This window comes from Ralstonia pickettii (assembly GCF_030582395.1).
Lineage (GTDB): Bacteria > Pseudomonadota > Gammaproteobacteria > Burkholderiales > Burkholderiaceae > Ralstonia > Ralstonia pickettii_D.
The window spans coordinates 540141-560610 of record NZ_CP104381.1; the positions used below are offsets into that span (position 1 = coordinate 540141).

Sequence of the window (20470 nt, forward strand, 5' to 3'; positions counted from 1 at the left end):
GGCTTGGCTTGGGGAACCGCCTGCGTGGCCCGGACGCCGGCGGCGAATGTTCTGGCTAGTCGATCAACGCAGGGCAGCCTCCACCGCCCGACCGACGCGCAGGATGCGCGCGTCGTCGTTGGCGAGACCGCAAAGCGACAGACCGACCGGCAGTTCACCGGCCGCGTGTACCGGCAGCGTCAGCGCGCAGCCGTCCAGGAAATTGATCACGCTCGGATTGCGCAGCGCGAGGGCGTTGACGCGGAAGAAGGCTGCGTCGTCCGCTTCAAGCGGGGCGACCTCGGGCGGCACGATGGCAACCGTCGGCATCAGCCATGCATCGAAGTTGCCCAGGCGCTTGCGAGCGGCGGCGATCATGCGTGCGCGTGCGTTGATCACATCGATGTATGCGGCCGCGCTCATCTGTTCACCACGGCGGATGCGCGTGGCGACGCGCGGGTCGTACTGGGCTTCCGCACGCGCGAGCAGCGAACGATGCCATGCCCAGGATTCCGCGGCCGAGAAGCCGCCGCCGCTGTTGATCTCGGGCAGTTGCAGCAGCTCGGGAAATTCAAAACGCACGATGTGCGCGCCGGCACGTTCGAGCTGTTCAACAGCGCGGTTGAATGCAACGGCGACCGTGTTGTTGAGATCCGCACCGACATAGTCCTGCGTGACGCCGAAGCGCAGTCCGGCCAGCGGCACGGCGGCGGTGTCGAACGCGTCGCTGCCTGACTCGCCGCTCAGCACGGCGTCGACGATTGCGCAGCAGTCGACCGAGTTGGCGAGCGGGCCGCCGGAATCGAGCGACGTGGACAGCGGCACGCCGCCCGTCATCGGGACGCGGCGCGCGGTGGGCTTGAAGCCGGTCAGATTGCAGAACGCAGAGGGAATGCGGATCGAGCCGCCGGTATCCGTGCCCAGCGCCGCCACGGCCATGCCGCCCGCAACGGTGACGGCGCCGCCCGACGTGGAGCCGCCCGCTGCACGTGCGCCGTCCGCTGGCGTGCGCGGCGTGCCGTAGTGCGGGTTCAGCCCCAGTCCGGAGAACGCGAATTCGCTCATGTTGGTGCGGCCCAGCAGCACGGCGCCGGCCGCGCGCAGGCGTGCCACGGCAGCCGCATCGGCAGTGGCGCGCGGCTGGTCCGCCAATGCGCGCGAACCGGCCGCCGTCACCTGACCCGCCACGTCAAACAGATCCTTGATCGACACAGGCAACCCGGCCAGCAGCGAGGGCACATTGCCCGCAGCACGCGCGGCATCAGCGGCGCGCGCCATGGCCAGCGCGGCTTGCTCGTCGATGCTTACATAGGCGGTCCCGCCTGCGGCGCGATGCGACTCGGCGCGCTCCAGCGCGGCTTCGGTCAGCGCGACGCTGGTGGTGCGGCCGGCGGCCAGGGCAGCGGCCAGCGAGCGGATCATGTTCGGGCGGGGCGTCATCATGCGGTGATCTCCGTGAGGTGGGGCGCTTCAGCCTTCAACAGGCAGCGTGTCGACAGCATAGCGATGGCGCAACTCGGTGCCCGACACGGGGTCGATCAGGGCCATGTCGAAGGCCTCGCCGAAACCGAGTTCGCCGATGATGGGCTGCGTGCCGCAGAACATAGCGGTGCCGACCGGCAGCGTGCCGTTGCCGGTGTAGCGGCGGATGAGGTCGCGCGGGTCGAGCATGCGGGTGACGCCGCCTTCCTGGTACAGCGCGGTCTGGCCGTCGCGGGTGCGCCAGGTCTTCATCTGCAGGCTGTCCCAATGATCGGCCAGCGCTTCGAAGCGCCACACGTCGCGGCTTACGGGCTTGGCGCACATCTGCTTGGAGACGGTCACGCCATAGGCTTCGACCTTGCGGTCCGTGTGGTCCGAACCAATGCCGACCAGCAGGCCCATCGGCGTGGAATACAGCACGAATTCCGCTTCGCCGGACGAATCGGCGCCAGGAATCTCCACGGTGGCGTCGGTGGTCAGCAGCGAGGCCGACACGCGGTAGAAGCACGGCACGCGCGCCGGACGCGCCACGCCGATCGCTTCAAGCTCGGCGATGTGGTGTTCAACGGCTTGCGCATCGCGGCCGGTCCAGCCGGCAATGACAAGGTGGTCTACGGTCACGTCGATGGGGCCGTGGCCAATCAGGTTCAGGTGCAGCGTGGTCATGCGGAATCCGGAAGGGGCGGGAACAACAAACGGGGGGAAATCGGGATCAGAGCGTGCGGATGATCGTGCGGCGGAACTCGTCGATGTGCTCGCGAATGGCCTCGCGCGCTGCAGGCACGTCGCGGCGCTCCAGCGCATCGAGCACGGCAAGGTGCTCGTCGTAAACGTTCTGCAGGTGTTGCGGCTCTGACAGCGACAGGAACCAGAAGCGCGCCTGCTTTTCGTGCAGGCCGCGCAGCAATTCAGCCAGCACGCGGTTGCGCGAGGCCGCGGAAATGGCGAGGTGGAACTTGAGGTCCAGCGCGGCCAGCGCGGCAATGTCACGGTGTTCGATCAGCGCGGGCGATGCATCGACGATGGCGCGCATGGCTTCGAAATCCGCCGGGTGGGCGCGCTCGGCGGCCAGCGTTACGCACAGGATCTCGTTGGTGGCGCGCACCTCGATCATGTCGAGCACGTCGTTGAGCGACAGTGGCGTCACCAGCACGCCCTTGCGCGGCAGGATCTGCACCAGCCCCTCCACCTCCAACCGATGCAGCGCCTGGTGGATGGGCGTGCGGCCCAGCCCCAGCAGCGCGCCGAGTTGCGCTTCGTTGAGCGGCTCGCCGGGGCGGAATTCGCACGCCATGATGCGGCGCTTGATCTCGTTGTAGGCGAGTTCACGCATGGCGGCGCCCTTGGGCGCATGCGCAGCAGGTTCGACGGCAAACGGTGCAGATGCCGGCGCGGTTTGGGCGGAACCGGAAACCAGCTTGATCGGACGCGACATGGAAGCGACCTCGATTCGTGTAAAAGTCGAGTGATGGTATTGTGATATCTCACAGAGCGTCAAGGGTACAACGCGCTGCTTTCAGCGGTCTTTGTCTAGGTATTTGCCCTGATATGCCCCTGGCGTGATGCCGTTGAGATTCGTTATAGACTGCAACAAATTTCAGGGAGACAGCCATGAAGATCGCCGTCATCGGGGCGGGCATCGGCGGCTTGACGCTCGCGTTGATGGCCGAGCGGCAGGGTTTTGAAGTCGAAGTGTGGGAGGCCGTGCAGACGCTGCGGCCGCTGGGCGTTGGCATCAACCTGCTGCCGCACGCTGCGCGCCAGTTGTGCGAGCTGGGGCTGGAAGACACGCTGAGCGCGCTGGCGATTCGTACTTCGGCACTGGCTTACTACAACCGTTTCGGCCAGCCGATCTGGCACGAGCCGCGCGGGTTGGCCGCCGGGTATGACTGGCCGCAGTTCTCCATCCATCGCGGCGAATTCCAGATGGCCCTGGCCGATGCCGTGATTGAGCGGCTCGGTGCGGATTGCATCCGCCTTGGTCACACCTTCGAAGCGGTTCAATCGACAGGCGAGAAAGGCGGCCCCGTGCGCTTCACGCTGCGTGATCGCACCAACGACACCGTTGTCGAATCCTCAGCCGACGTGCTGATCGGTGCCGATGGCATTCACTCGGCCGTACGCCGGCATTTCTACCCGACGGGCGATGCACCGCGCTTTGCGGGCCGCATGCTGTGGCGCGCCGTCACTGAAGCCGAGCCGTATCTCGATGGCCGCACCATGTTCATGGCGGGCCATCAGGACCAGAAGTTCGTCGCCTATCCGATCTCCGAACCGCTGCGCCAGCAGGGCCGCTCGCGCATCAACTGGATTGCCGAGCTGCGCGTGCCCGACGAGGCGCCGCCGCGCAGCGACTGGAACCGCGAGGTCGACCGCGCGATCTTCCGCAGCGCCTTCGCCGACTGGAAATGGAACTGGATCGACATTCCCGCCTTGATCGACGGCGCGCAGGCCGTGTACGAATTCCCGCTGGTCGACAAAGACCCGCTGCCGCGCTGGACCTTCGGCCGCGTCACGCTGCTGGGCGACGCGGCGCACCCGATGTATCCGATCGGCTCGAATGGCAGCGCGCAGGCGATTCTCGATGCCCGTGCGCTGGTCGACTGCCTGCTCGCCACGCGCGACACCGGCGTTGCCCTGCGTGAATACGAGGCCGACCGCCTGCCGCGCACGGCTGGCATCGTGCTGCGCAACCGCCTCAACGGGCCGGAGCAGGTCATGCAACTCGCGCATGAACGCGCCCCTCAGGGCTTTGCGCGCATCGAGGACGTGATCCCGCGCGCCGAGCTGGAAGGGATTGCGATGCGCTATAAAAAACTGGCCGGTTTCGATCCGCAATCGCTGCGCGATCAGCCGCCCATGCCGGGCCGTGCCTGAAGGCCCTGTACGTTCAAACGCCAAGAAAAGAGGGGACCGATGACCATCCGCCGCACCATCTGCGCCGCCGCTGCGCTGTTGCTTGCCACCGCCGCTCATGCCGACATCGTCGTTGGGGTCAGCCTGTCGACCACAGGGCCGTCGGCGTCGCTCGGCATCACGCAGAAGAATTCGCTGGCGTTCTATCCGGATGCCATCGGCGGGGAAAAACTGCGCCTTGTGGTGGTGGATGACGCCTCCGATCCGAGCACCGGCACGCGCCTGGCGCGCAAGCTTGTCACCGAAGACCACGCCGACATCATCGTTGGGTCGTCGGCCGTGGCACCGTCGATTGCGATTGCCGAAGTCGCCACCGAATCGCACACGCCGCAACTGGCGTTGGCGCCCGTCGAGCTGAAGCCGGGCAAGGGCGATTGGACCTATCGGCTTGCGCAGCCGATCTCCCTCATGGCCGAGGCAATCGCTACGCGCATGGCCGCGTCCGGCGTCAAGAACGTCGGTTTCATCGGCTTTTCGGACGCGTACGGCGAGAGCTGGCTCAAAGACTTCACCGCTGCAGCCACGCCGCACGGCATCAAGATCGTCGACGTCGAACGCTATGCCCGCGCAGACACCAGCGTGACGGGGCAGGTCGCCAAGCTGGTCAGCATCAAGCCCGATGCGGTCCTGGTGGCCGGCGCGGGCACCGGCGCAGCGCTGCCGCACACCTCATTGCGCGATCGTGGTTATGCGGGCCCGATCTACCAGACGCATGGTGCGGCCACGAAAGACTTGATCCGCATCGGCGGCAAAGCGGTCGACGGGGCCATCCTGCCGGCCGGCCCGGTGATCGTGGCGGAGCAATTGCCCGACAGTCACCCGAGCAAGAAGACGGCGCTCGAATACGTGACGCGCTATGAGAAAGCCAACGGCCCCGACACCCGCACGCAGTTCGGCGCCCATACGTGGGATGCGCTGCAGGTGCTCCAGCGCATCGTGCCGGTGGCGCTCAAGAAGGCCAAGCCGGGCACGTCGGAGTTCCGCCAGGCGCTGAAGAATGCGCTGGAATCGGAGCGCGACATTGTTGTTTCACATGGCGTGCTCAACTACACGTCCACGGATCACTTTGGCTTTGATGCGCGTGGTCGCGTATTGCTGACCATCGACCACGGCAAATGGAAATTGTTGAACTGAAACGCACGCGCGTGCATGGCCGGCGGGCGCGTCGCCGACGATAATCCAGGGGTCTTTCACCATCGACACCGCCATGCCGCGCACCCCCAAAGCTGACGACCTGTACCCCGCTGTGGCCCCTTCGGGGCACTTCAACCCGCATCTGGCGGACGTGGAGTATGGCGCGCTTGACGGCCTCGTTGGCTATGCGGTGCGCCGGGCGCAGCTGCACATCTACGAAGATTTCGTGCGTTCCCTGCAGGCGTGGAACATCACGCCCCCGCGCTTCTCGGCCATGACCGTGATCGCGCACAACCCAAACCTCAAGCTGACGGAGCTGGCCAACATCCTGGGCGTCGCGCGTTCCGGTGCGGTGCTGCTGGTCGATACGCTCGAAGACATGGGTATGGTCGAGCGCCAGCCCTCGCCCAAGGACAAGCGCGCATTCCGGCTTGTGCTGACCGCCAAGGGGGCGACCACCCTCGACGAAATCACCCGGGCCGTCACCGCGCACGACGCCCGCGTGACGGCGCATCTTTCGACGGATGAGCGGCAGACGCTGCTGGCGTTGCTCAACAAGCTGGCATCGGGGTCGGGTTCCGCATCCTGAACTGCAGCGGGCGCATGCAAACGACAAGCGGCCCGACAGTGGGCCGCCTGGCTTTGGTGCGGGCTGCGAGTGCTTCAGCGCTTGTTCGCGTCGATGGCCTTTTGCCAGAGGTCCTTGTCGGGCGGATACAGCGAATCGAAGTATTCGCGCAGCGTGCAGATTTCCTGGACGATCTCGAACGGAAATCCCTGGCGGCCGCCCCGGTCGTCAATCTGCAGGCTGTTCAGGTAGCGCCGGCAGCCGATGAAATCGGCCCATTTGGCGGCAATGGTGTTGATGATGCGCGGAAACTTCCGGCCGAGTTCGATCGGCCGCACCGGGTCGGGCAGGGACGCGAGCCACCGGATGGCATCGCGGTTGAGTGCGAAGTCATCGGAGTTATGCTGCTTGCGTTGAGAGACGGGATCTTGAGTCATATCGGATGCGCATCCTTGAGGGCTAGTGTACCCCTCCCGCGCCGGGCCGCCAGCCCGCCCGGCGAGGGTCTTGACGCGTCACCTGTTTGATTCGGCCGCTGCCACAGCCGGTTTTCCGGTGTTTGCTTGCCGCGGCTGCGGTATGCCGCGCGCCGCCCAACCCATATCCACCTCAAGTTTTGCGTAGGGCTGCCGATAAGCCAAGCGCGGTTTGGCGTGCTGGAGGACCAGAGCATCCACCAGCTTGAAGCGCCTGGACTGCGAAATACGAGCCAGTGTCGGCTGGCACGCCGCTCCCCTAATTCAATGAAAAAACCGGACTTCGAGCCGAGGTAGGCAGGGTATGAAGCGAATCGATGCGAGCCAATTGCGTGTCGGCATGTTTGTGATGAAGCTGGGCGGGTCCTGGCTGAAGCACCCGTTCTGGCGTGCGCAATTCCAGTTGTCGCACCAGGGCCAGATCGACGACATCCGCAAAGCGGGTATCACCGAGATCTGGATCGACCCCGAGCGCGGCGAAGATGTCATGTCCGAGACGCTGATGCCGGCACCGGCTCCGGCGCCCGCACCCGAGCCGCTCACGCGCGAGACCGTGGCTGCGCGACCGCCGATCACGCCGACGTCGCTCAAGGAAGAGTGGAAGCACGCCCAGCAGCTGATGCAGAACGGCAAGGCGACGCTTGGCCACATGTTTTCGGAGGCGCGCATGGGCCGTGCGCTGGAAACCGAAAAGGCGCTGCTTCTGGTGGACGACGTATCGAACTCGCTGGCACGCAACTCTTACGCGCTGATCGCCCTGGCGCGCCTGAAGAACAAGGACGACTACACCTACCTGCATTCGTTTGCCGTGTGCGCGCTGATGGTGGCGCTGGCCAAGACGCTGGGCTTGCCCGAAGACGAGATCCGCGAATGCGGGCTGGGCGGGCTGGTGCATGACATCGGCAAATCGGCCATGCCGCGCACGCTGCTCGACAAGAGCACGGCGCTGACCAAGGACGAACTGGCGCTGCTGCAGACGCACGCCGTGGGCGGCCATCACCTGCTGCAGGGCACCGGACAGTTCAGCGAGATTGCACGCGAGATCTGCCTGCACCACCACGAGCGCATTGACGGCAGCGGCTATCCCGACGCCCAGAAGGCCGACGGCATCAGCCTGTGGGCCAAGATGGGCGCGATTTGCGACGTGTACGACACCCTCACGTCGAGCAGCCCCTATCACCATGCGTGGTCCCCGGCGCAGGCCCTGAAATACATGATGGCGCGCACCGACACGCAATTCGATCGCACCGTCTTCCAGGCCTTTACGCGCAGCGTGGGCATCTACCCGGTCGGCACGCTGGTCAAACTGCGCACCAACCGGTTGGGCGTGGTGGTCCACCAGAACGAAGCGTCTGCGCTGAAGCCGGACGTGGTCGTCTTCTATTCGGGCAACACCAAGACGCGCGTGCGCCCCGAGCGCATCAGCCTGGGTAAATCCGACGATTCCATCGTGACCGTGGAAGACGCCACCACGTGGGGTTTGTCGGACGAGGAAGTGTCCGACATGTGCCTGGTCTGAGGCGCCGGCTCTCGGGGCTGGAGGGCGTCAGTAGTCTTCCACGGGGGGCTCTTTCTGCTCGGCGGGATCGGGGTGCGTGTCGCGGGGCACCTGTGGGCCGCCGGGCTTGCGCTTGTCCGGCGCAGGCGTGGTCTTCGGGTGTCCCGTGTCGGCGGGTGGCTGCGTCGTATCGGTTTCGGAATGACCTGGTTGAGCGGACATTGCGGTTTCCTCCTGATCTGCGGATGCCTCTCTTCCAGCATGTCGCGCGCCTGGCAAGCCCCTACGGTTTATGTGTATGTTTCTTAACACGGACTTCAACAAACTTCATGGCACACCCCTCTAAAGTGGGGTACTTTTGAGTCGTTGGTTTTTACATTGCTGAACATTCGCCACACATTCAGAGCGATGTCGGCAACCCGCAAACAAACGATTCAGTCTTCCGGGGGGTGACATGAACGTTTCCAATCTGCTGCATGCGGCGTCGAACTGGGTCATCCAGTCGCGCGCCTTCAATGTCACGCAATCGGTTGCACACCATCGCACGCCCAGCGATGCGCTGTCGCACTGGAAACTCGATATTTGGCACAAGAGCGTGCCGTTCCTGTTCGAGGGCGGCCTTGCCGAACCCGCGCACCAACTGTTTCCCAAGCATCTGGCGCATGCCGAATGGGTGGACGAGCTGCATCACCATCTGAGCCAGCTTGTGGGCGTGCGCCGTGAGCATTGCAAGATCGACATTCGCGCCGTGACGGGGCTGGCGCAGTCGCCGTGCTCGGTGCATTCGTTTCCGAGCATGCTGGTGTTTGCGCATCAGCATTGCCGCCGCATTCCGCATAGCACGGACGCGGATTTTGCCGCCAACCGGCGCCACGTCTTCCGCTACGCAGATCAGGCCAACGTGTTCCGCGCCTACGACTTTGCCGGCGGCGAGCTGTTCTACATGAACGAGTGGGGCGCACACCATTTCGCGGCGCTGGCGTTGCAGGCTCGCACGCAGAACCGTGAGCTGCTGGTCGATGCCGAGGTGCGTCATGCGCGTTCTGCGCTGGGGCTGCGCCGGTTGCTTGACAGCTTCCATGTGATCGGCGCGCGGCGGCAAGGGCAGCAGCGCTACGGCACCCGTTTGTCGGAAGCGCTGGCCAGCCACCAGGTACCGCATCGCTGGATGCATGGCCGTCGCGAGGCCGAAGGCTTTGAACTGTGCTTCCTGCCCAAATCGGATCGCTTTGCCAATTGCGTGGGCGAACAGCTCGTGCGCGACGGCTGGTTCGACTACGGCGCGTGGCTGGCAAGCCTGCACGATGCCACGGAGCTGGGTGCCCCCGCGCAACGCGCCGAGGCCGCCCGCAAGACGCGCCCGAACTGGAAGCGCGTGCCGGTGCCGAGCCTTGGCGTGCCGACGCGTCTCATGCCGGGCTTTGCGCACACGCGCTTGTAATACTGGGGCGCTAGGCTCAGAGGCTGTTCTGCCCCACCACCTGACGGATTGCTGAATCAGACAGGTGGTGTCAGAATTCGCAACTTAGTTGCATTGAGGCGCGCATGTCGGTGACACTGCGCGCCCGCATCTGCGCCCGACCTTGCGTTCCTTCCGCTCATCCTTCCTCCATCCGCGTTGGCTGGCTTGCCTGCTGACCGTGTTCCTGCTGTTCGGTCAGCAGGGCGCGCTGCGGCATGCGCTCTCGCATTGGAGTGAATTCAGCGAAGCGACCGGCGTCGCGTTCAATGCCGCTGCCACGGCCAAGCCGGCCAGTGCCGAGCGCAGTCAGCCCGCGCAGGAACACGCCGCGTGCCTGCAGTGCGCGGCCTATGCCGCCTTGGCGGCTGCCTTGCCGATGCTGGTGGCGCTGCGGCTGGCACATACGCGCCGCTGGCACTTTCCGCACATCGGTTTTCATGCGGGCGCGCCGGTGTTTCCGGTCGCCGTGTGTTCGCGCGATCCTCCAATCCGCCTTTGATTCCTGCCTTGCCCGTCGGCGCGCGCGTTGTAGTGACGCATGCGCGTGCCGCTGTTTAACGCATCCGCTCGATTCAAAGGTTTTTTCATGATTCCCTTCCAGCCCCGCAAGCTGGTGATGGCGCTTGCCGCCGTCCTGCCGTCCGTCGCCTCGGTTTCCGCCCTGGCTCAGGAGGCCACACCGCCGGCCGCCGCGCCTTCCACGCCCGCCACGACGGCACCCGCCACCAACGTGCGCGACCTCAGCGAAACCCGCGTCACGGCCAAGCGCCTGGACGCCGCACGCAATGCGCTGTCGCCGGACACCGGCAGCTCCGTCTACAAGTTCGACACCGATGACATCGCCCGCCTGCCGCTGGGCGATGCCACGCCGCTCAACCAGGTGCTGCTGCAGGCGCCGGGCGTGGTGCAGGATTCGTACGGGCAACTGCACGTGCGCGGAGACCATTCGAACCTTCAGTACCGCATCAATGGCGTGATCGTGCCTGAGCCGATCAGCGGTTTCGGGCAGATGCTCGATACGCGCTTCGCCAACCAGATCAACGTGCTGACCGGTGCGCTGCCAGCGCAGTACGGCTACCGCACCGCCGGCATCGTCGACATCACCACCAAAGGCGCATCGGCCGACGAGGATGGCGAGCCGAAGGCCTTTGGCGGCGAGATCGGCACGGTGCTGGGCAGCAATGCCACGCACGAGGTCAATGCGCAGATCCAGGGCACGAAAGACCGCTTCAGCTATTACCTGTCAGGCGTGTTTGCCGAAAACAACATGGGCATTGAGAACCCGACGGGCAACCGCAACGCCACGCACGACCACACCACGCAAAACAAGTCGTTCGGCATGCTGTCGTACCTGCTCGATAGCGATAGCCGCGTAAGCTTCATGTTCGGCACGTCGAACGGCCGCTTCCAGATCCCGACGCGCCCGGGCTTGACGCCGAAGTTCACGCTTGATGGCGCAGTGCCGCCGGCGTCGGAAGCGCTCAACGCCAATCAGCGCGAGAAGACTGACTTCCAGATCCTGACGTATCAGCAGAAGGTATCGCCCAAGCTGGACTACCAGGTGTCGGTGTTCCGCCGTGTCAGCCGCATCGACTACATGCCCGACCCGATCGGGGATCTGGTCTACAACGGCGTGGCGGCCGACATCATGCGCCGCAATGAGGCCTATGGTGTGCAGGGCGACGCAAGCTACAAGCTGACCGACAAGCACACGCTGCGTGCCGGCGTGTTCGTGCAGCGCGAGCGCTATGTGGCCAACAACACCTCCAGCGTGTTTGCCGCCGACGACTCCGGCGCGCAGACCAGCACCACGCCGTTCACCATCGTCGACAACCACAGCGGCAGCGGGACAACCTTCGGCGTCTACCTGCAGGACGAGTGGAAGCCCACCGACAGGCTCACCGTCAACTACGGCGCACGCTACGACCGCGTCAACACCGTCGTCAGCGAGCAGCAGCTGAGCCCGCGCCTGGGCTTGACGTATGACCTGACGTCGCGCACCCGCGTGCATGCCGGTTACGCGCGTTACTTCACGCCGCCGCCCACGGAGAAGTTCGACAACACCTCGGTGCAAGCCTTTGCCGGCACGACCAACGCGCTGCCTTCGGATGCGAACACGGCCGTCAAGTCGGAGCGCTCGAACTACTTTGATCTGGGGATTTCCCACCAGCTCACGCCGCATCTGACGCTGGGCCTGGATGCGTATTACCGCGACGTGCGCCATTTGCAGGATGAAGGGCAGTTTGGCAACGCGCTGCTGTACTCCGCCTTCAACTACGAGCGTGGCCGCATCTACGGGCTGGAAGGCAGCGCCAACTACCGCAACGGCAACTTCGGGGCGTATCTGAACCTGGCCGTGTCGCGCGCGCAGGGCAAGGGCATCGAGACCGGCCAGTTCCACTTCGATGCGGACGAGCTGGCCTACATCAACAACCATTGGGTCAACCTCGATCACGATCAGCGCCTGACCGCGTCGGCGGGCGTGTCGTATCGGTATTCCGGCACGACCTATTCGAGCGATGTGCTGTTTGGTACGGGACTGCGCAACGGCTTCGCCAATACCGACCACCTGCCTGCCTACTGGCAGATGAACCTGGGCGCCGCCCGCGACTTCACCCTGCCGACGCTGGGCAAGTTCAAGACGCGGCTGACCGTGCTGAACATCTTCGACCGCAGCTACCAGTTGCGCGACGGCACGGGCATCGGCGTGGGGGCGCCGCAGTTTGCGCCGCGCCGTACGTTCCTGTTGTCGGTCAGCAAGCCGTTCTAAGCAAATCGGGCCAGCACATGTGGCTGGCCCGATGTTGCATCCATTACATCGTCATTACATCGGCGGGACCATCCCGTCCTTGCCGACCAACACGCGTTGCGCGACCAGCGTGCCCTGCGCATCGGCGCGTACGAACATGACGACATGCGCGCCCGCCTTCAAGTCGTCGCGGCGGCCCGGCTCGAAGGTGACGATCGGCACCTGCGGCGGCACCACGATGCGCTGCTCTCCATCCTTGTATTTGACAGACAGCGTGCGGCCCTGCGCCCCGGTGACGGCGCCTGCCTGCTCGACCGTGCCGTTGGTCATGCTGCTGTTCGGCCCCAGATCGTAGGGGCGGTGGCCGTCTCCGGTGCCGCGCATGGCTTCCGGAAACACGTGTACCTCCAGCGCACGCAGCGTGCCGTCCGGCTCCTTGACCGCTGCCGTGCCGATGTAGCTGCCGGCCCGAATGGCCGACGGCTCGATCGGCGCAACCTGCGTGACGCTGATGTCCACCGGCAGCGTCACGGTGGCCTTGTTGCCGGACGTGTCGGTCACGTCGACAGTGGTGCTGTGAACCGCATTGATGGTGGCCCGCACACGCGTGGGCGCGGCGGCGGTGCTTTGTGCGGAAGCGGGGAGGGGAAGGGCCGCAGTCAGAAGGGCGACAGCGGCAGCAGTACGGGCAAAGGAGCGTAGACGGGTCATAGGGCAGGCACGTGAGATTCACCCAGACGTGGGCGCGGCGGGCCAGCGTGCATGCGCGTTTGCGAAGCGCTGGTCCGCCGCCAGTCTAGACCGGACCGCGCTGGCGTGCAGGGCGGCCCGCGGTCATCCCGCCCGGCTCAACCGCGATGCTGACCCGGCACGCGCTTGCCCTTGTACGTCGGGCGGCTGCGGCGCATGTTGTCGGCCCCATCCGTGCCGCCTCCGGTGGGCGATTGCACCGGCAAATCGCGGCTGCCGGGTTGCGGGTCGATCGGCGCATCGTCCAGCTCGACGGCGTCGGGGGCGTCTGCGTCGTCGTTTTCTCCGGCCAGGCCTGTGGCGTGCTCGAAGTTCTCGTCGTCGATGGGGGTATCGACTTCCGGGTCATTCAGGTCCCGTATGGTGTCGGGCATTAAGTCGCCGCCCTCGCGTATCACCGGTTCGTGCCCCGCTGCGCGCCGCTCGCCCGTGCCGGTGGAATCGGTGTCGCTGTCGAGATTGACGTCGCCAAGGTCCGCGCCAGCCGTGCGGTTGGCTGCATTGCCATGCGGATGGACGGCGGGATCGTCGTCAAAGCGATCTTCGACGTCGCTGCCCAGACCCGGGCCGCCGACCACGTCACTGCCCGAGTCCGAACTGTCGGAGGGGCCGAGGGCGTCGGTGCCGTGACCCTTGCCGGTTTGTGCAGGTGCCTCGCCGGTGCGATACAGATTGCTGGTTGCCATGTGGATTCTCCATGCGTGCTTGTGCGCCAAGGCGCGACACAGCCAACGCAGCAAGCCAGATACCTGCGCGCGGCGCAAGCGGCGTCCGGCAGCGCACTGTTTGGGCGGCACGCTCGTTGCGACCCACTTTGCCGCGGGCAAGCCGCCCGCAACCGAGACCAGGAGGCTGACGATGAAGCAACACGCACAGCAACCGCACAAGCCCGCTGCACAGGCGGGAGGAAGCGCGGGGAAACGAACGAGTGAAAGTAAGAAGGGCGATCGCCGCGATCAAGCGCAGAAGGAAGGGGCTGGCGCCAAGGGCAGCACAGAATCCGACCGCGCCGAGCGCACTTCGATGCAGCACGGCACCGATCAGTCTGCCAAGCGCCCGACGCCGACGCCCGCTGAAGACGGCCGTGCCGCTGCTCAAGAGGGGCAACTGCCGCAAAACCAGCAGCGCCTGGGGCAGCACCAGAACAGCCGGAAACAGCCATGAGCGGTACCCATACACCCCGTGATGACAACAAAGCCAAAGCGCCTTCGAGTGACGCCACCGCCAAACCCGTCGCGCCGGCCATCCCAAGCGAGAGCGGCGTAGGCGAAGAGGACCCGGGCGACTTCGAAAACGCTTCGATCCGCGCGGGCGACGGGGAACGCCCCGCAGCGCCGCCAGCCAAGCCAGACCGGCGGCGCTAGCCGCTCAGCATCGTCATTTCAGCCGCGCGAGGGCTGGCGCGGCTGAATGATGTTTGCCAGCCAACGCCACATCGCTGACCACATCGGGCGTGGTGTGCGGGCAGCACCGGCGACGATGCGCAGGTGCGCGCCGGTGCGCCCATCGGCACGCAGACGCCACCACCCGGACGTTTCCACAACGTACGCGTGGCCAGCGCCGAGGGTGTACCGCGCGGCTGCTACCGAGCGCGATGGTGGCTCCAGCCGCAAGCTGCCTTCCAAAGTCACGAGCGTGGTTCCAACGGGCAGCCAGTGCAGGCCGGCTTGTCCGGGGCAAAGCGCCAACCATTGCGGTTCGTGTGCGGATGTCATCGCAGTCATGTCGATCTCCTGAACATGGCTGCAGCGTAGGGAACACGCCGGGCCGCCAACAGACACAGAGCGGGGCGACGTGGGCCGCAACACCCGAGGTGTTGTGACCATCTGTTACGGTACAGTTTGCCGCTGTCTGTATCTGTTGCGGTCGCGGTCGTACCGGCATGATGTGCTGGACTCTACCCGCCGCCTGTCGTCGCCCTCCGCCGCCATGTCCGTCACCGAGTTGACCTCCCCGCCCGCGCAGCCGCTGTACCGGACGCTTGCCGACCATTACCTCGGCGCGATTCGCAGCGGGGTGCTGGCGCCGGGCGAGCGCATGCCGTCGGTGCGCATGCTGATGCGCACGCACGCCGTGAGTCTGTCGACGGCGCTGCAGGTGTGCCGGCATCTGGAGACGGAAGGTTGGTTGGAAGCACGGGAGCGCTCCGGCTACTTTGTGCGTCAGCCGCGGCGCGCCTTGCTGGCTCCGGTCAAGGAGCCAGAAGTTTCGACGCCCGATCCGGCGGCTTACGTGGGCGTGCATGCGCGCGTGTCCGCCATCGTGGCGCGCGGCCAGCAGGCCACGGTGCATGTCGACCTGTCGGGAGCGAGTGGGGCGGCCGCGTTGTACCCGGCGGCGGCACTCAACCGGATTGCGTCGCAGGTGCTGCGGCGGTATCCGCTCCTGTTGACGCAGGCTGTCATCCCGAACGGCCATCCCGAGTTGCAGACCGCCGTGGCGCGCCGTGCGCTCGACATGGGCGTGCAGGTCGCGCCGGACGACGTGATCGTCACTCATGGCTGCATCGAGGCGGTGAACCTCGCATTGCGCGCGGTGGCCCAACCGGGCGATACCGTGGCAGTGGAATCACCAACTTATTACGGGCTGCTGCAGGTGCTGGAAAGCCTGGGCATGCGCGCGGTGGAAATTCCTACCAGCCCGCGCACCGGTATGTCGCTCGAGGCGCTGGAGATGGCGGTGCAGGCCTACGGCAACATTCGCGCCGTGGTGGTGGTGCCCAATCTGCAGAATCCGCTCGGCAGTATCATGCCTGACGCCGCCAAGCGCCGGATGGCCGCCTTTTGCGACGCCCACCGCATCGCCCTCATTGAAGACGATACGTATAGCGCCCTTGGCGACAGCCCCACGCCGCTCAAGGCTCTCAAAGCGTGGGACCGCACGGGCAACGTCATCTATTGCGCGTCGTTGAGCAAGGTGCTGGCACCCGGCCTGCGCCTGGGCTGGATGGCGGCCGGCCGCTGGCAGGGGCGCGTGCAGATGCTGAAGTTTGCGCAGTCGCGGCCGAACGATTCGTGGTCGCAGGTGCTGGCGGGGCGCTTCATCGCGTCGGGTGCGTACGACCGTCACCTGCGTACGCTGCGCCAGACGTTGCGCGAACAGCGCGAGCGCATGGCTGAATCGATTGCGGGATGCTTCCCCGCGGGCACGCGGTTGTCGGTGCCGTCAGGCGGGTTGGCGATGTGGGTCGAGCTGCCAGCCAACGTGTCGTCAATGGAACTGTTCGATGCGGCGCTGGCCCAGGGCATCCGGATTGCGCCGGGCACGATGTTCTCGAACCTGAACCGCTTCGATCATTTCTTCCGCATCTGCTTCGGGCTGGAACCTTCGGCCAACCTCGAAGCTGCGCTTGCCACGCTCGGCCAGCTCACGCAGCAACTGGCCGAGCGCTGACGCATCGCCTCACCGGCACCATGCCGGCACCGCGGAAGGTGTTTCCAGACCCTGCACGCTTTGCGCAATCTGTTGCGACCATTGCTGGACGAGGCGTTGCGTGGACGACACCACCGCGTTGACGCCAGCCTCTGAATCCGTACCCGCGGCTTGCCCATTGACGGGCAGGGCCAGCGTCGTCTGGCAGGTGAGGGCTGCGGGCGCTGCCCCTTGGTTTGCCGCATCGCGCGATACGCGCCACGTCACTAGCGCCGTCACGCCTTGGCCAGGCCGCGCGTCATAGCTGCGCATTTCGGCACCGATGCGGTAGAGCGGCACGCCCGCAGGCGCTGCGGCACTTCCCACGTCCACGGCAGCAAGCGTCGTCGCCAGGTTCGCAGACAGCGCATCGCGCAGTTCCGAACCGAACGGCGCGGCCCAACGTTGCTGCTCCAGCGCCACCACTTCGCTGTCGGACGTACGCAGCACGATCTGCGGCTTGTCCAGGCGATCGGGCACCCGCACGCCCGAGAGGCGGAATGCACGCTGAAAGCGGGCGGCGTCGGTTGCTTCAGGGCGCGCCGACAGCGTATGCAACGTCGGCTCGGGCGAGGCGCACGCGCCAACCAGCAAGGCCACGGCAGCGCCGCCGGCCACGCGAAGAGAAAAAGACAGCATCGTCGTTTGCATCGGCATCATTGCGCGTCCTTTGCCTTGCCGCGGATCAGCGCTTCCGGGTGGCGGTCCAGATAATCGGTCAGCACGCGCACGGACGCGGCGGCCTTGGCCACCTGTTCCAGCGTGTCGCGCGCATTGCGTTGCAGCGGGGCATCGTCGGAGAAGACCTGGCGCGCAGAGTCGAGCGTGCGGCGCGCCTCGGCCAGCGTTTCCTTCATCTGCGGGGCGAGATCGCTGTTGACGGTCTTGGCCAGTTGCTCGGTCTGCTTGAGCGTAGCGTCGAGCGTCGTCAGCGTGCGGTGAACATCCTGTCCGATCTGCTCGAACGGCACCTTGTTGAGCTTCTTGGCGATGCCGGCAATCTGCGCTTCGATATCGTCCGTGGGGTTGTCGGCCGTGGGGAACACATACGCGCCGTCGCGATCGCGCATGCCGAAGCGCGGCGGGGTCTTCTCGCGCTCGGCCGTGTCGATGAAGTCGAGGTTCACGAACTGCTGTCCCGTCAGCAGGCTCGCGCTCTTGAGCTGCGCGCGCATGCCGTTCTTCACCAGCACGTCGAACTGTGTGCGGACGTCTTCGGCGGCGTGCTGCGGGTTGTCGTCGCGGATGTCCATGCCGAAGCGCGTGGGGTACAGCGTGGCCGTCACGGGCAGCACGAACTCGTGGCGCTTCTTGCTGTAGTGGATGCCGATCGACTTGATCTCGCCCACGTTGATGCCCTTGAACTCCACCGGTGCGCCCACGTTGAGCCCGCGCAGCGAGCGGTGGAAGTACATCACCACGGTCTGCGACAGGTGTTCCGGGTCCTTCAGCGCCGCGGTTTCGTTGCGCACGAGCTGGAACTGTGCGTCGGAGGCAGCCGGCTCGTGATCGGCTTCTTCCGGTGTCTGGAACGCAATGCCGCCGAGCGCCACGGTCAGCAGCGATTGCGTATCGACCTTCAGCCCGTTGGCGTCGAGCTTGAGGTCGATGCCGCTGGCGTTCCAGAACCGCGTGCCGCGTGCCACAAATTTGTCGAACGGCGCGTTGACGAAGATGTGCAAGGTCACGCCCTTGCCGTCGGCGTCGATGTCGTAGGCGGTGACTTGCCCCACGCGCACGCGGCGGAAATACACCGGCGCGCCGATATCGAGTGAGCCCAGGTCGGGCGCGTGCAAGGTGAACTGCTTGCCGGGCGCATCGGCGGAGATGGCCGGCGGTGTGTCGAGGCCCTTGAAGACGGATTTTTTCTCTTGCGAGCGGCCGCCGTCCACGCCGATGTACGCCCCGGAGAGCAGCGTGCCGAGCCCCGAGATGCTGCCGGCCGCCACGCGCGGGCGCACCACCCAGAAGCGCGTGTCGGATGCGGCAAACGCCTTGCCGTCATGCGTCAGTTCGATCAGTACCACGGCGCCGGACCGGTCGTCGCTGAGCCCCACCGCCTTGACCACGCCGATATCCACGCTCTTGTATTTGACGCGCGTCTTGCCCGCCTCGATGCCCTCGGCCGAGCTGAACGTGACGGTCACCTGCGCGCCGCGCGCCAGGATCACGCGTGCCATGAGCGTTGCACCCACCACGAGTGCCACGATCGGCACCAGCCAGATCAGTGAGGGCAGCCAGCGCTTGCGCTTCGTGCGGCGAGGCGCCGGGACGTTTTCGTTATCGACGGGGTCGGTCATACATCGGTCTCTTCAGGATCGGGCTCGTCGATGACGTCCCACATCAGGCGGGGATCAAAACAGCGGGCGGCGAACATGGTCAGCACCACCACCGCGGCAAACGGGCCGACACCAGGGCCGGGTTTGATGACGGCCAGCGTCGACAGATGGACAAGCCCTGCCAGCAGCGTCACCACAAACACATCGAGCATCGACCACCGGCCGATGATCTCGACCAGCGCGTACAGGCGCGTGCGCAGGCGCGGATTCCAATGCCAGCGTTGCTGCACCGAGAGGCACAGCACCGCCAGGATGCCGAGCTTGGCCAGCGGCACCAGAAAGCTGGCAATGAACACGATGATGGCCAGGTGCCACGAGCCCGACGTCCACAGGTAGACGATCCCGCTCATGATGGTGTCCTGCTGCGAGCCGAGCAGGGTGTCGGTAATCATCACGGGCAGCAGGTTGGCGGGCAGGTACATGGCGGCTGCCGCAATCAGCAGCGCCCAGCAGCGCGCCAGGCTGTCGGGCTTGCGCACGTGCAGGGGCGACATGCAGCGCGGGCAAACTGGCGCTAGGGCGGTTTCGTCGGGCGCGTCTGCGTGGGTCAGCACCGCTCGCGTGCCGGCCTCTGATTCGGGCATGCGCGCCAGCAGGCCGCAGCGCTCGCATGTCACCAGGCCATGCGCGGCGGCGCGCAGCGGGCGGCCTTGTTGCGCCGGCTGTGCAGAGGCAGGCGTGGTGGCGCTGTTCATGGACGATCCTCGCCGGGGCGGGCCGCGGCGTCCATGCCGGTCGGCGCGTCGACGTGCGAGCCCGGCTGCAGCGTCAACCCTATTTCGCGCCAGAACGGTCGCAGGTCGATCGACAACGCCACCGTCAGGAACACAGTGAGCGCGGCAAACGCCCACAAGCCCGCATCGGCCTCGAGCGACACCATGCGGGCCACTTTGATGAGCGCCACCACCACGCCCAGCATGAAGATCTCAATCATCGCCCAGGGGCGAATCAACGCAGCCGCGCGCAGCACCAGCGCGGCCGCCGGATGCTGCCGCCCGCGCCATCTCGCGATAAGCAGCGGCGCCAGCACCGACATGTACATCAGCGGGAAGAACACCGTGGTGAGCGCCACCAGCACGGCAGCGAACAGCATGTCGTAGTCATACAGGGCCACGATGGCGCCCCACAGCGTGGTGGCGTGCCGGTTGCCGCCGCCGTTCATCTCGGCTATCGGAAAGATGTTGGCGACGATGTAGACGATGAGGCCCGTCACCACCAGGGGCAGCAGCACCGACAGCCGCTCGCTTTGATTGCGATACAGCTTGATGCCGCAGCGTGTGCAATGCGCCTCTTCATCCAGCGCAATGACTTCGTGGCGATGCAGGGTGTCGCAATGCTCGCAGGCGATCCAGGCATCGGGATCGCCCGGCAGCGGTTGCGCGACCGGGGCGGCCTTGGCGTCAGGGGCATCGCCCGCTGCGCGCCATGGGCGCGGCAGCGGGAAGGGGATTTTCACGGTGAGCAGCTCCATCGTCGGGCTGAAGGCGCGGCCGCAGCGTTGAACGCACACGGGACGGCGCACTGTCAGTCGGGCAGCCGATTGTACATACAGGGGTGAACGTTTAGCTGAGTGCAGGGCTGCGCATTTGACGTTCGGTGATTAGCAAATATCCCGCCCGTCGGCCCGCCCGGCGAATGCGCGGGGTGACGGCGGAACGGGCCTTGCTGAGTTGAAGGGGCACATCCCAACCTCAAAGGAGCAACTC

Annotated in this window: 22 protein-coding genes; 10 read left to right on the forward strand and 12 right to left on the reverse strand. The window is 65.9% G+C overall.

From position 1 onward, the window contains the following. Window positions 1-63 precede the first annotated feature (63 nt). The 3 genes from N5B55_RS02525 to N5B55_RS02535 are packed head-to-tail and all read right to left on the reverse strand — an operon-like array spanning window position 64 to window position 2896. The gene (locus N5B55_RS02525; protein ID WP_304539031.1) at window positions 64-1422 is read right to left on the reverse strand and encodes an amidase; all 1359 of its coding nucleotides are present in this window, start codon (window positions 1420-1422) and stop codon (window positions 64-66) included. Window positions 1423-1449: 27 nt separating this feature from the next. Next, window positions 1450-2127 carry a DUF2848 domain-containing protein gene (locus tag N5B55_RS02530; protein ID WP_178959401.1) on the reverse strand — a complete coding sequence of 226 codons (678 nt, stop codon included), beginning with the start codon at window positions 2125-2127 and terminating at the stop codon, window positions 1450-1452. A gap of 46 nt (window positions 2128-2173) precedes the next feature. Beyond that, window positions 2174-2896 carry a GntR family transcriptional regulator gene (locus N5B55_RS02535; RefSeq protein WP_065856856.1) on the reverse strand — a complete coding sequence of 241 codons (723 nt, stop codon included), beginning with the start codon at window positions 2894-2896 and terminating at the stop codon, window positions 2174-2176. A 176-nt stretch (window positions 2897-3072) separates the two neighbouring features. Here N5B55_RS02535 and N5B55_RS02540 point away from each other — a divergent pair, with 176 nt between their 5' ends. The 3 genes from N5B55_RS02540 (at window position 3073) to N5B55_RS02550 (ending at window position 6100) form a co-directional block, all read left to right on the forward strand. Beyond that, entirely contained in the window at window positions 3073-4338 is a 1266-nt protein-coding gene (locus N5B55_RS02540) for a flavin-dependent oxidoreductase (protein WP_304539033.1), read from the forward strand. A 39-nt stretch (window positions 4339-4377) separates the two neighbouring features. Continuing rightward, window positions 4378-5511 (forward strand): ABC transporter substrate-binding protein, encoded by a 1134-nt coding sequence (locus N5B55_RS02545; protein ID WP_304539034.1) that lies wholly within the window; start codon window positions 4378-4380, stop codon window positions 5509-5511. 73 nt (window positions 5512-5584) lie between these two features. Next, window positions 5585-6100, forward strand: coding sequence for a MarR family winged helix-turn-helix transcriptional regulator (locus N5B55_RS02550; protein WP_065856862.1), 516 nt, complete (start codon window positions 5585-5587; stop codon window positions 6098-6100). Window positions 6101-6174: 74 nt separating this feature from the next. On the opposite strand, the gene N5B55_RS02555 is transcribed toward N5B55_RS02550, so the two are convergent. Next, window positions 6175-6516, reverse strand: a complete 342-nt coding sequence (locus N5B55_RS02555; protein ID WP_065856865.1) for a hypothetical protein — start codon at window positions 6514-6516, stop codon at window positions 6175-6177. A 343-nt stretch (window positions 6517-6859) separates the two neighbouring features. Between N5B55_RS02555 and N5B55_RS02560 the strand changes: the two genes are divergently transcribed. Further along, a complete protein-coding gene (locus tag N5B55_RS02560) occupies window positions 6860-8074 on the forward strand; it encodes an HD-GYP domain-containing protein (RefSeq protein WP_065856867.1) in 1215 nt (404 codons plus the stop codon). Between the two features lie 27 nt (window positions 8075-8101). On the opposite strand, the gene N5B55_RS02565 is transcribed toward N5B55_RS02560, so the two are convergent. After that, complete coding sequence (locus N5B55_RS02565) at window positions 8102-8275, reverse strand: hypothetical protein (RefSeq protein ID WP_304539035.1); 174 nt, start codon at window positions 8273-8275, stop codon at window positions 8102-8104. Window positions 8276-8507: 232 nt separating this feature from the next. Between N5B55_RS02565 and N5B55_RS02570 the strand changes: the two genes are divergently transcribed. From N5B55_RS02570 to N5B55_RS02580, 3 genes are all read left to right on the forward strand, one after another. Continuing rightward, complete coding sequence (locus tag N5B55_RS02570) at window positions 8508-9494, forward strand: DUF6685 family protein (protein WP_304539036.1); 987 nt, start codon at window positions 8508-8510, stop codon at window positions 9492-9494. Window positions 9495-9636: 142 nt separating this feature from the next. Next, a complete protein-coding gene (locus N5B55_RS02575; RefSeq protein WP_049779081.1) occupies window positions 9637-10014 on the forward strand; it encodes a hypothetical protein in 378 nt (125 codons plus the stop codon). Window positions 10015-10101: 87 nt separating this feature from the next. Beyond that, window positions 10102-12285, forward strand: coding sequence for a TonB-dependent receptor (locus tag N5B55_RS02580; protein WP_304539038.1), 2184 nt, complete (start codon window positions 10102-10104; stop codon window positions 12283-12285). A gap of 54 nt (window positions 12286-12339) precedes the next feature. Here the strand turns inward: N5B55_RS02580 and N5B55_RS02585 are convergent, their stop codons facing one another. Then, the gene (locus N5B55_RS02585) at window positions 12340-12975 is read right to left on the reverse strand and encodes a hypothetical protein (protein WP_304539039.1); all 636 of its coding nucleotides are present in this window, start codon (window positions 12973-12975) and stop codon (window positions 12340-12342) included. A 137-nt stretch (window positions 12976-13112) separates the two neighbouring features. Beyond that, a complete protein-coding gene (locus N5B55_RS02590) occupies window positions 13113-13700 on the reverse strand; it encodes a hypothetical protein (RefSeq protein WP_012761287.1) in 588 nt (195 codons plus the stop codon). Window positions 13701-13872: 172 nt separating this feature from the next. On the opposite strand from N5B55_RS02590, the gene N5B55_RS02595 reads away from it, so the two are divergent. Further along, window positions 13873-14178, forward strand: coding sequence for a hypothetical protein (locus N5B55_RS02595; protein ID WP_304539041.1), 306 nt, complete (start codon window positions 13873-13875; stop codon window positions 14176-14178). Continuing rightward, window positions 14175-14378, forward strand: a complete 204-nt coding sequence (locus N5B55_RS02600) for a hypothetical protein (protein WP_065856879.1) — start codon at window positions 14175-14177, stop codon at window positions 14376-14378. The genes N5B55_RS02595 and N5B55_RS02600 overlap by 4 nt, the downstream gene beginning before the upstream one ends. Before the next feature lie 18 nt (window positions 14379-14396). Here N5B55_RS02600 and N5B55_RS02605 read toward each other — a convergent pair whose 3' ends face one another. Next, window positions 14397-14738: a hypothetical protein gene (locus N5B55_RS02605; RefSeq protein ID WP_304539042.1), complete on the reverse strand. Its 342-nt coding sequence runs from the start codon at window positions 14736-14738 to the stop codon at window positions 14397-14399. Window positions 14739-14943: 205 nt separating this feature from the next. Here N5B55_RS02605 and N5B55_RS02610 point away from each other — a divergent pair, with 205 nt between their 5' ends. Next, a complete protein-coding gene (locus tag N5B55_RS02610) occupies window positions 14944-16407 on the forward strand; it encodes an aminotransferase-like domain-containing protein (RefSeq protein WP_154206426.1) in 1464 nt (487 codons plus the stop codon). A 9-nt stretch (window positions 16408-16416) separates the two neighbouring features. Here the strand turns inward: N5B55_RS02610 and N5B55_RS02615 are convergent, their stop codons facing one another. The 4 genes from N5B55_RS02615 to N5B55_RS02630 are packed head-to-tail and all read right to left on the reverse strand — an operon-like array spanning window position 16417 to window position 20235. Continuing rightward, window positions 16417-17085 carry a PqiC family protein gene (locus tag N5B55_RS02615; RefSeq protein ID WP_304539043.1) on the reverse strand — a complete coding sequence of 223 codons (669 nt, stop codon included), beginning with the start codon at window positions 17083-17085 and terminating at the stop codon, window positions 16417-16419. Beyond that, window positions 17082-18725 (reverse strand): PqiB family protein, encoded by a 1644-nt coding sequence (locus N5B55_RS02620; RefSeq protein ID WP_154206428.1) that lies wholly within the window; start codon window positions 18723-18725, stop codon window positions 17082-17084. Before N5B55_RS02620 ends, N5B55_RS02615 begins: the two co-directional genes overlap by 4 nt. Beyond that, window positions 18722-19459 carry a paraquat-inducible protein A gene (locus tag N5B55_RS02625; protein ID WP_304539044.1) on the reverse strand — a complete coding sequence of 246 codons (738 nt, stop codon included), beginning with the start codon at window positions 19457-19459 and terminating at the stop codon, window positions 18722-18724. The genes N5B55_RS02620 and N5B55_RS02625 overlap by 4 nt, the downstream gene beginning before the upstream one ends. Then, complete coding sequence (locus N5B55_RS02630; RefSeq protein ID WP_178959410.1) at window positions 19456-20235, reverse strand: paraquat-inducible protein A; 780 nt, start codon at window positions 20233-20235, stop codon at window positions 19456-19458. The genes N5B55_RS02625 and N5B55_RS02630 overlap by 4 nt, the downstream gene beginning before the upstream one ends. Window positions 20236-20470 lie beyond the last annotated feature (235 nt).